The sequence below is a fragment of the Nonomuraea sp. NPDC049784 genome, assembly GCF_040659615.1.
Classification (GTDB): Bacteria; Actinomycetota; Actinomycetes; order Streptosporangiales; family Streptosporangiaceae; genus Nonomuraea.
Genome location: NZ_JBFAMX010000446.1, coordinates 1 through 8,641 on the forward strand (window position 1 = coordinate 1; position 8,641 = coordinate 8,641).

Genomic DNA, 8,641 nt, shown 5'->3' on the forward strand with positions numbered 1-8,641 from the left:
GGCCGGGCGCCTATCGGCAGTTGCGACACCTGCCGAAGACCGTCAGGTGATGCACGTCCGCGATGGGCGGCGGGGTCGGCGCCGACGTACTGACGGAGCTGGACCGGGCCTGCGCAGCACTCGCCGCCACCGGTCTGCCGAGCGACGCCGAACAGACCGGAGCCCTGGCCGGCTTCCTCACCAAGGCCCGTCGGAGGCATCCGCACGTACCGCTGCACGCCCTCGTGCTGTGGGGGATGCCTGACGCCGCGAGCGACGAGGCGGATGTCACGTTCCACCGCATCCCAGACGCCTCCCACTGGCGCAGCTATCTGCGTGCCCTGGTCGCCCTGGACAGCACCCGGCACCCGGAGTCCTCTCGCCGCGTCTACCTCGACCTTGCGGGCGCCATCGGCCGGTACGCGGCGGAGCTGCCCGGCGAGCCGCTGCAGTGGCTGCGCGAGAGCATCGCGAGCCATGTGCCGTCCGGCGAGGAGCCGGACGCGGCGTTGCGCCGCGAGACGTCGGGCGGAGCCAACCACATCGACCTGGGCTCGTTCAATGAGTGCGTCGTCATCGAGGTCGTCCGGCTGTCGGGCACCATCACCCGCGGCGAGATAGCCCACCGCACTGGCCTGACACAGCAGTCGGTGTCCCGGATCTCCCGGTCGCTGCTCGCCCGCGGCATCCTCGTCGAGGACGCCCAGCGGCACGCCACCTCGGGCAAGCCCCGTACCCCGGTGCGGCTGCGCGGCGACGCGGCGCACGCGGTGGGCATCCACATCGACCCGGAGGTCATCACAGCCGTCGTCATCGACCTCGACGGCACGCTCATCGCCGTACGCACCCAGCCCGTGCGCCGGACCGCCGATCCGGAGGTGCTGGTCAAGCAGGTGGTGCAGCTGGGCAGCGATGTGCTTGCCGATGCCCGCAGTGCGGTGCGCGCGGACGGCTTCCTCGGTATCGGCGTCGCGGTCCCGGGGCCGGTGGACATCGCCTCGGGCACCGTGCTCGATCCGCCGCTGATGTCGGTGTGGACCGATCTGCCGCTGCTGTATCTGCTCAAGGACCACTTCCAGTGCCCGCTGATCATGGAGAAGGACGCCGCAGCCGCCGCCGCGGGCGAGCGGTGGATCGGACGTGACCGTCGTGCCCGCGACTTCGCGTACCTCTATCTCGGTACGGGTGTGGGCTCCGGGCTGTATCTGAACGGCGACCTGTACCGGGGCACCAGCGCCAACGCCGGTGAGTTCGGCCAGCTGTGCGCCGTGGCCCTGGGCCGTACGGAGCCCGGCGGCCAGCCGGAGATCCTCCCCGAGTGCAATCCGCCGGTCGGCCTGTCGCAGCTGGCGGCCCGGCGCGGCTGCGCCGCCGGCGCGGATCAGCCGGGCAGCACTGCCGCGTACCGTGCGATCACCGAGGCGGCCGCCGGCGGCGATCCGGCCGCAGGCGCGGCCGTACGCGATCTGGCGCGGGCCATCGGGCAGGGCGCCATCGGTCTGGTCGATCTGCTGGACATCGATCTGGTCGTTCTGGGCGGCCCCTTCTTCACCGACGAGGCGGCCCCGCTGTACCTCGACCACATCGGGGCGATGGTCAACGACTTCCCCACCGCGCGGCGGCTGCGGCATGTCGACGTCGAGGCGTCGGTGCTGGGCCCGGAGGCGGCGGCGGTCGGCGCGGCCTCCACCATCTTCCACGCGACGTTCACCCCGCGGCTGGGCAGCAACGCCCTGTGGCGGTCCTCGCAGGCCTCCGGCCGGTTCGTCTGACAGCAGTTGCTGCCCCGTGCTCCCCCACATGGCAGCCCTGGGCCTTTGTAGGGTCAGACCAGCAGCAGTGACCAAGGCTGGGCGGACAGCGCCTGGTCGAGGACCAGGGAGGCCGGGCGACAGCCCCGTGGCCTGGGCGAGTTCGACGCGGCTCAGCCCGGTGGTGTGCCGCCGAATGGCGTCCAAGATCACGACTCGTTGAAGTCGCCGACGCGCGGCAGGTTGGTGCCACGCCGGATGGCGGGTATGCCCGCGCTCGCCGTCACACTCGTCAACGTCACTCCTCCCAGGGGCAGTACGCGGTTTCGGGCGCGGGCAGCCGGATCGTGTCCCGTACGCCGTCGGGCCACGTCACGTCCGCGAGCAGGGTAGTGCCTTCGGCGCGGGTGGCGACCCGCGGCAGCGCGGCGGGGTCGGTGCCGCCGAGGTGGACGAGCGCGATGTGCACCGTACCGTGGGCGACGGGTCCGTTGCTCTCCACGACGGGGGTGGCGGACGCGGCGCCGAGCGCGTTGCTGTCCGAGCCGAACACCACGGCCGCCTTGGGCAGTTCCTGCGCCCCGACGACGACGGAAACCAGCCCCGCCGCGTCCTCGACCCGTGCGGTGGCGCCGTCGGGGCGGCCGGGTGACGACTGCGGATCGACGGCCAGCGCCCAGCCGCCGACACGCAGGATTTGTGCCGTTGTTTCAGCGCCTGGTACCGGGTCGATGCGTACGGCCCGTACCTCGACCGATCCGCGCAGCGCGGAGCCGACCGTGATCCAGGGGCCGAGAGCGTACCGGGTGTCGGGCCCGCCGAACGGATCCCAGGTCGCGTCCTCGGGCCAATGCGCCCGCGAGCGGGAGACCGCAGTGGCGCCGTCCACGGAGACCCTGGTCGCCGGACGCCGGTGCGAGGCGCGCCCCGCGGCGTCCAGCAGCACGACCGCGTTGTCCAGCGGGTCGGCGCCCGCGCAGGCGCCGAGGCCCGCGGTAGGGTCGCCCGGGGTTTCGGGTGCCGTGTGCGTGGAGTAGGCGAAACGCGCGTAGCAGGGGTCGTCGGCGTGCGGGCGGGCCGGGTCGGCGTGGTCGCCGCCGTGGCTGACCACCCGTACGACACCGTCGGCGGCGGTGCCTGAGACGAGCCAGCCGGGGGCTTGGAGGGTCCGCGTGAAGTCGCCCTGTTCGACGGCGAGCGGGTTCCCCTCCTCGGTCCACACCGGATGGTCCGGCGGCAGGGCGAGGCCGATGAAGCCCTTGCTGGCCCAGTATGGCGAGGCGGGCCCCGAGTACACCTGCAGGACGCCCCGGTAGGGCTGGTGCCAGCCGAGCGTCAACAGCCCCTCGTCGTCGGTGGCCCCGCGCTCCGTGAAGTGGTCGAGCATCCGGCTCGCGATCGCCCGGGTCTCCCCGGGCGCCAGCGGCGTGGCGTCGAACAGCGCGCCCGTCCACAGCGGGGCCAGCGCGGCGTGCCGGTAGGTGAGCGAGCGGCCCTGGATCAGCGGTGAGCCGTTGGCGCCGACCAGCAGCCGCTGGTCGGCGAGGAAGCGCCGCAGCCGACCCCGGTAGCGGTCGAGGAGCCCGCTGGGCGCCGCATTGCCCAGGATGCGGCAGAACCACAGCGGGTACAGGTGCATCGCCCAGCCATTGTAGTGGTCGAAGTTGCGCCGCTCGCCGCCGGTGAGCCCGTCGGAGTACCAGCCGTCGCCCGCGTACCAGCCGTCGGTCAGCGCGATGATCCGGTCGAGATCCTGCTGGCGCCACTGGCCTCCGGCGGTGCGAGCGAACGCCTCGGTGACGCCCTGGAACCAGATCCAGTTGTTGCCGGGCATCGGATCGCCGACCATCGGGGCGAGCCAGTCCAGTACCCGCTGTCTGACCTGGTCGTCGAGGCGGTCCCAGATCAGCGGCCGCGTCTCGTGCAGCGCGAGCACGATCGACGCGGCCTCGACCTTGGCCTGGTTGCACTCGGCGAACGTGGGCCAGCGCTCCGGATTGTCCGGGTCGGTGCCGTTTGCCAGCCCGGCCGCGTACCACCCGGCGAAGTCGTGCGGGTCCTTGCCCTCCGCACCCGCCAGACGGAAGCCCGCCAGCAGGAAGGTGCGCGCGAAGCCCTCAAGCCCATCGCTGAGTACACCGTTGATGCTCGGCGGACCGGGCAGCTGGATCAGCGAATGCCCGCCAGTGGCGTACGGCCGTACGGCGAGCAGCAACTGGTCCGCCGTCCGCTCCCAGTGGGCGCGGTCCTCGTCGGGGGTGCGGTTCATGAGCGGCGGATCTCCCATGCCTATTCGTGCTCGGCGCGAGCTGCTCATCCGCGTCAGGGGTTGCGCTGCGCGGTCCATTGATTAACTCCAAATGATGGACTTACAGTACGGCCGCTCGCACCACCGGCCGCACTCCCGCCCAACCACACGTAGTTCAGCGCTTGTTGCGGTCGTACGCTCGTCTACGCCAACAAGGACAAGCTCCGGGCGACCGGGCTCGATCCCGGCACCCCGCCGAAGTCGTGGGAGGAGTTCACGCTGCCGCTGGGGCTCGAGTCGTTCATCTCCAGCGACGTGCCGAGCTACAACGAGGTCATGGCCGCCTCTCTGATCATCGTGCTCCTGGGGGCGATCTAGGGCTGATCCTCCATCACCCGGTCGCGCGCAGCACGGCGACGCCCGCGGGCGGCAGGGAGACGGCGCCGACGTTCTCTCCCGAGAGCGCGTCGGTCCACTCGCCGCTGAGGGTGAGGTCGTGCTTGTCGCCGGTGTGGTTCAGCAGGATCAGGAAGCGGCGGCCGGCTCCGGCGCGTACGCTCGCCTGGACCCCCGGAGGCAGGCCTTCGACGACGGGGGTCACTCCCGCTTCGGCGAGCGCCCGCGCGAGGACCGCCCGCATGGTGGGCTCGTCGAGCCGGGTCGAGAGGTAGCGGGCGGTTCCCTCACCGAACTCGTGCCTGGTCACGGCCGGGCGGCCGGCCCAGTCGGGGGCGCCGAAGACGAGCTCGGGCTCGGCCCCGGTGAGCCGCAGGTCCTCCCGCCATAGGCCGGCCACCCCTTCGAGGTGCGGGAGCGCCCCGCAGCCCCGCACGGCGAACGTCTCGTGCTCGGCCGCCGGGCAGAACTCCTCGACCCGCACCCCGAGGACCTCGCGGAGCGGCGCGGGATATCCGCCCAGGTGGACCCGGTCGTGCTCGTCGACGATCGCGCTGAAGAAGGAGACGACCAGCGCGCCGCCGCCGGAGACGTATGACGAGAGGCGCCGCGCGTCCTCGTCCGGCAGGAGGTACAGGTTCGGCACGACGACGAGCGCGTAGCCGGACAGATCAGCCGAGGGCGGCACCACGTCCACGCCGGCGCCCAGGTCGAACAGGGGGCCGTAGTGGTCGAGCAGACGATCCTGCTGGCGCACGCCGTCCGACGGGTGGGAGTCGAGCTCGAGCGCCCACCAGCTGTTCCAGTCGAGCAGGACCGCCACCTGGTTGTGAACCCTCGTGCCGGGCAGGTCGGGCACCGAGGCCAGCTCCTGGCCGAGCGCCGCGATCTCGCGGTAGACCCTGCTGTCGGCGCCCGCGTGCGGCACCATGCCCGAGTGGAACTTCTCGGCGCCGCCGCGTGACTGCCGCCACTGGAAGTACAGGATCGCGTCGGCGCCGTGCGCGACCGCCTGCCAGCTCCACAGGCGCATCCGGCCGGGCTGCTTGATCGCGTTTCTGGCCCGCCAGTTGACCGCGCTCGGCGCCTGCTCCATCAGGATCCACGGGTCGCCGCCCCCGGCGCCGCGCATCGTGTCGTACACCAGGCCGGGGAAGAGATGCGGCCGCTCGTCGTGGGGGTCGGGGTAGCAGTCGACCGCCACGACGTCCACCCTCGGCGCCCAGCCGAAGACGTCCACGGCCTTGAGGCCCGCCAGGAAGTTCGTGGTGATCGGCACCTCGGGAGTGACGCGCCGCAGGATGCCCGCCTCCAGGTCGAAGCAGCCGCGCAGCGCCTCGTCGCTGAAGCGTGTGTAGTCGAGTTGCTGGGCCGGGTTGGGGTACGTTGGTGCCACGCGAGGTGGCTGGATGTGGTCGAAGGACGCGTAGCGCTGCGACCAGAAGTCAGTCGACCAGGCGTCGTTCAGCGCCTCGATGTCATCGCCGTACCGCTCCCGAAGCCAGCGGCGGAAATCGGCCGCCGACACCTCGCAGTAGCAGGCGGGGATATGGCAGCCGTACTCGTTGCCGACGTGCCACAGCCCGAGGGCGGGATGGTCGCGGTAGTGCTCGGCCAGCCGCTCCACCAGCAGCGCGGCCCGTTCCCTGTAGACCGGGCTGGACGGGCAGAAGTGTTGCCGGCCGCCGGGGCCCAGCACCGTACCGTCCGCGGTGACCGGCAGGATCTCGGGGTGCTCATAGGCGAGCCACGGCGGCGGCGACGCCGTCATGGTGGCGAGGTCGGCGGTGATCCCGTGCGCGTGCAGGTCATCCAGGACCTGGTCGAAGAGGGAGAAGTCGTACGCTCCTCGTGCCGGCTCCACGCGGGCCCAGCCGAACACCCCGACGGTGACGAGGTTCACCCGGGACTGTGACGGCCGTCGCCGAGGCGGGCCCCGCCGTAGCCGCCCGCCGATCCCCCGCGGCCAGGCGCCGCCGGAGGAAGAGCTCCACCCTCACCGTGATCATGCTGGTGATGTTCGTGTACGCGGTCCTGCCGCTGTTCTGGCTGCTGGCCAACGCCAGCAAGAGCGGCGGCGACCTGTTCTCGACCTTCGGGCTCTGGTTCGGCGGGGACTTCCACCTGTTCGCCAACATCGGCGACACCCTGAGCTACCAGAACGGCATCTTCCTGCGCTGGTTCGGCAACACCGTGCTCTACTCCGTGGTGGGCGCGGGCGGGGCCGCCCTGCTGGCCACCATCGGCGGATACGCCCTGGCGAAGTACGACTTCCCCGGCCGCAAGCTGCTGTTCGCGCTGGTGCTCGGCGGGATCTCCATCCCGGGCACGGCCCTCGCGGTGCCGACGTACCTGCTGTTCAGCCGCATCGGGATCGTCGACACCCCGTGGGCGGTGCTCATCCCGTCGCTGTGCAGCCCGTTCGGGCTCTACCTGATGCGGGTCTACGCGGCCGACGCGGTGCCCGACTCGATCCTGGAGTCGGCCCGCATCGACGGGGCAGGCGAGTTCAGGATCTTCCGGACCATCGCGCTGCGGCTGCTCGCCCCGGGCTTCGTCACCGTCCTGCTCTTCGCGCTGGTCGCGACGTGGAACAACTATTTCCTGCCGCTGATCGTGCTGAACACGCCGGACTGGTTCCCGCTCACCGTCGGGCTCAACCAGTGGAACGCCCAAGCCAACAGCGGCACCTCGGGCGCCGGTGACGCCACCTACCAGCTGATCCTGACCGGCAGCCTGCTGTCCATCGTGCCGTTGATCGTCGCCTTCCTGGTGCTCCAGCGGTTCTGGCAGTCGGGCCTCGCCACCGGAAGCGTCAAGCAGTAACCCCCGTGAGTGAGGAAACGCCATGAGAACACATTCGTCGCGGCGCGGTTTCGTGACCGCCGGGGTCGGCGCGGCCCTGTCACTTGCCCTGGCCGCGTGCGGCGGCGGCTCCGGCGGGGGCGGGGGCGCCACCGCCCCGGCCGCCGCTCCGAGCGCGTCGGCCGCCGTGCAGGACGCGCTGAGCAAGCCGGCCGAGCTGACGTTCTGGACGTGGGTCACGGGGGTCGAGAAGACCGTCGCCCGCTTCCAAGCGAAATATCCGAACATCAAGGTCAACGTGGTGAACGCGGGGCAGTCCGCCGACCAGTACACCAAGCTGCAGACCGCGATCAAGGCCGGTTCCGGCGCGCCCGACGTGGCGCAGGTCGAGTACTTCGCGCTGCCCCAGTTCGCGCTCTCCAAGCAGGTCGTCAACCTGGCCGACTACGGCGCCGCCGCGCTGAAGGACAAGTTCGCCCCGTCGGCGTGGGGCCAGGTGGCGATCAACGGCGGCATCTACGGCATCCCGCAGGACACCGGCCCGATGGCGATGTTCTACCGCAAGGACATCTTCGACAAGCTGAAGCTCAAGCCCCCGGCCACGTGGGCGGAGTTCGTCGATGCGGCCAGGAAGATCAAGGCCGCCGACCCGGACTCGTTCATCACCACGATCGACCCCGGGGACGCCGGCGGCGTCGACAGCATGATCTGGCAGGCGGGCGGCACGCCGTTCAAGACATCGGGCGAGAGCACGGTCAGCGTCACGCTCGGCTCCGACCCCGGCGTCAAGCAGTGGGTCGGCACCTGGAGCACGCTGCTCGGCGAGAAGCTGGTCGATGCGCAGCCCGGCTGGACGGACGAGTGGTGGAAGGGCATGGGCTCCGGCAAGTACGTGGCCTGGCTGACCGGAGCCTGGGCCCCGAACGGCATCGTGAACTCCATCCCCAAGACGAAGGGCAAGTGGGCGGTCGCCCCCATGCCCCAGTTCGACGCGGCCAAGCCGATGAACGCCGAGAACGGCGGCTCCTCGGTGGCGGTCATCCCGCAGAGCAAGAACATCCCGGCGGCCGTCGCCTTCGCGGAGTGGCTCAACTCCGACCCGGAGGCCGTCAAGTCGCTGAACTCCGAGGCCGGGCTGTTCCCCGCCACGAAGGTGCTGCTCGACGACCCGGCGTTCCGCGACGCACCGCTGGAGTTCTTCGGTGGGCAGAAGATCAACCAGGTCCTGGGTGACGCCTCGACCGCTGTCCAGCCCGGCTGGCAGTACCTCCCGTTCCAGGTGTACGCCAACAGCGTCTTCAAGGACACCGTGGGCCAGGCCATCGACGGCGGCGGCGACCTGTCCGCGGCGCTGAAGTCCTGGCAGGACCGCATCACCGCCTTCGGCACCGAGCAGGGCTTCACCACCAGCGGCGGCTGACCCGGGAGCCGGCCCGGCCGGACACACCCAGCCGGGCCGCCC

The 8,641-nt window shown here is 71.2% G+C and carries 5 protein-coding genes; 3 read left to right on the forward strand and 2 right to left on the reverse strand.

Going from position 1 to position 8,641, the window contains the following annotated elements; all coding sequences use genetic code 11:
• Positions 1 to 62: 62 nt before the first annotated feature.
• Positions 63 to 1,751, forward strand: coding sequence for an ROK family transcriptional regulator (locus tag AB0J09_RS47175; protein ID WP_360706709.1), 1,689 nt, complete (start codon positions 63 to 65; stop codon positions 1,749 to 1,751).
• 277 nt (positions 1,752 to 2,028) lie between these two features.
• On the opposite strand, the gene AB0J09_RS47180 is transcribed toward AB0J09_RS47175, so the two are convergent.
• A complete protein-coding gene (locus tag AB0J09_RS47180; protein WP_360706712.1) occupies positions 2,029 to 3,999 on the reverse strand; it encodes a DUF2264 domain-containing protein in 1,971 nt (656 codons plus the stop codon).
• Between the two features lie 370 nt (positions 4,000 to 4,369).
• Positions 4,370 to 6,277, reverse strand: a complete 1,908-nt coding sequence (locus tag AB0J09_RS47185) for a beta-galactosidase (protein ID WP_360706715.1) — start codon at positions 6,275 to 6,277, stop codon at positions 4,370 to 4,372.
• 8 nt (positions 6,278 to 6,285) lie between these two features.
• On the opposite strand from AB0J09_RS47185, the gene AB0J09_RS47190 reads away from it, so the two are divergent.
• Positions 6,286 to 7,200 (forward strand): carbohydrate ABC transporter permease, encoded by a 915-nt coding sequence (locus AB0J09_RS47190; protein ID WP_360706718.1) that lies wholly within the window; start codon positions 6,286 to 6,288, stop codon positions 7,198 to 7,200.
• A gap of 22 nt (positions 7,201 to 7,222) precedes the next feature.
• Complete coding sequence (locus tag AB0J09_RS47195) at positions 7,223 to 8,599, forward strand: sugar ABC transporter substrate-binding protein (protein ID WP_360706721.1); 1,377 nt, start codon at positions 7,223 to 7,225, stop codon at positions 8,597 to 8,599.
• Positions 8,600 to 8,641 lie beyond the last annotated feature (42 nt).

Bases quoted from the DNA above. Each gene is read 5' to 3' on its own strand.
- AB0J09_RS47175 (WP_360706709.1), top strand. From the start codon at position 63: ATGGGCGGCGGGGTCGGCGCCGACGTACTGACGGAGCTGGACCGGGCC.
- AB0J09_RS47195 (WP_360706721.1), top strand. From the start codon at position 7,223: ATGAGAACACATTCGTCGCGGCGCGGTTTCGTGACCGCCGGGGTCGGC.
- AB0J09_RS47180 (WP_360706712.1), bottom strand. From the start codon at position 3,999: ATGAACCGCACCCCCGACGAGGACCGCGCCCACTGGGAGCGGACGGCG.